The 1832-nt window shown below is 69.2% G+C and carries 2 protein-coding genes; both read right to left on the bottom strand.

Annotated elements, in window-relative coordinates:
- Nucleotides 1-31: 31 nt before the first annotated feature.
- A complete protein-coding gene (locus tag EF903_RS32235; RefSeq protein ID WP_114057854.1) occupies nt 32-706 on the bottom strand; it encodes a TetR/AcrR family transcriptional regulator in 675 nt (224 codons plus the stop codon).
- Complete coding sequence (locus EF903_RS32230; RefSeq protein ID WP_125548492.1) at nt 703-1686, bottom strand: acyl-CoA desaturase; 984 nt, start codon at nt 1684-1686, stop codon at nt 703-705. The genes EF903_RS32235 and EF903_RS32230 overlap by 4 nt, the downstream gene beginning before the upstream one ends.
- Nucleotides 1687-1832 lie beyond the last annotated feature (146 nt).

Here is a 1832-nt window from a genome sequence, read left to right as displayed (position 1 = left end):
GCCCCACCCGGGCCCACCGGCCCGGCCCCTCTCAGCTCTTGCGGTGCCCGACCAGCCGCGGCTTGGACTCCAGGCCGTCCAACCCGTGCCACGCCAGGTTCACCAGGTGCGCGGCGACCTCCGCCTTCTTCGGCTTGCGCACGTCCAGCCACCACTGCCCCGTCAGCGCCACCATCCCCACCAGCGCCTGCGCGTACAGCGGCGCCAGCTTCGGATCGAACCCCCGCGCCTTGAACTCCAGACCCAGGATGTCCTCCACCTGCGTGGCGATATCACTGATCAGCGAGGCGAACGTCCCCGTCGACTGCGCCACCGGCGAATCCCGCACCAGGATCCGGAAACCGTCCGTATACGTCTCGATGTAGTCCAGCAGCGCGAACGCCGCCTGCTCCAGAAGCTCCCGGGGATGCCCCGCGGTCAGCGCCCCCGTCACCATGTCCAGCAACTGGCGCATCTCCCGGTCCACGACGACCGCGTACAGGCCCTCCTTGCCGCCGAAGTGCTCGTACACCACCGGCTTGGACACCCCCGCCTTCGCGGCGATCTCCTCCACCGACGTGCCCTCGAAACCCTTCTCCGCGAACAGGGCCCGGCCGATGTCCAGCAGTTGCTGACGCCGCTCCGCACCCGTCATCCGGACCCGGCGGCCCCGCCGGGGCTTGTCGCTGCTGGAAATGCTGCCGTCGATCGCCACGCCCCCCATCATGCCGGGTTCGCCGCGTTTTCCCTGCGCCGGGAGTCGATACGCGCCCCGGACGGCCACCGCACGTCCGTCGCCCACCCCGCCAGCTCGAACCAGCGGATCAGCCGTGCACTGGAGTCGATCTGCCCCCGCAGCACCCCGTGCCGCGCCGACGTCGGGTCCGCATGGTGCAGGTTGTGCCAGGACTCACCACACGACAGGACCGCCAGCCACCACACGTTCCCCGACCGGTCACGCGAACGGAACGGCCGCTTCCCCACCGCATGGCAGATCGAATTGATCGACCACGTCACGTGGTGCAACAGCGCCACGCGCACCAGCGACCCCCAGAAGAACGCCGTGAACGCCCCCCACCACGACATCGTCACCAGACCGCCCACCAGCGGCGGCAACGCCAGTGACAGCACCGTCCACCCCACGAACCACCGCGAGATCCCCCGCATCACCGGATCCTTCACCAGATCCGGCGCGTACTTCCGCTGATCCGTCTGCTCCTCGTCGAACAGCCACCCCATGTGCGCCCAGCACAGCCCCTTCAACAGCGCCGGCACCGACTCCCCGTACCGCCACGGCGAATGCGGGTCCCCCTCGTGATCCGAGAACCTGTGGTGCTTGCGGTGGTCCGCCACCCACCGCACCAGCGGCCCCTCCACCGCCATCGACCCCAGCACGGCCAGCACGATCCGCAGCGGCCGCTTCGCCTTGAAGGACCCGTGCGTGAAATAGCGGTGGAAGCCGATCGTGATCCCGTGGCACGTCAGGAAGTACATGAACACCATCAGCCCCAGGTCCAGCCAGCTCACCCCCCACCCCCAGGCCAGCGGCACCGCGGCCAGCAGCGCCGCGAACGGAACGACGATGAACAACAGCAGCGCGACCTGCTCGGCGGAGCGCTTGCTCTCGCCTCCCAGCGTCGCGGACTCGGATGGGACGGAACCCGAAGGCGCCGACGCGCCTTCGACAAGATCGGGACTGGTGGTCATGGTGGCCCCTGGAGGATGAGGAGAAGGCCCGCACCTACGGATGCGTAACCTACGGCAACGTAAGTATGGCAAAGCCCGGCCCCGCAACAAGGGGAGCCGCGGTCGACCGCGCCTACCCGCCGCACCCCCTGTGACACGCCCCACCC

The organism is Streptomyces sp. WAC05292 (assembly GCF_003949955.1).
Lineage (GTDB): Bacteria > Actinomycetota > Actinomycetes > Streptomycetales > Streptomycetaceae > Streptomyces > Streptomyces globosus.
This window is presented reverse-complemented; position numbering and strand designations above follow the sequence as displayed.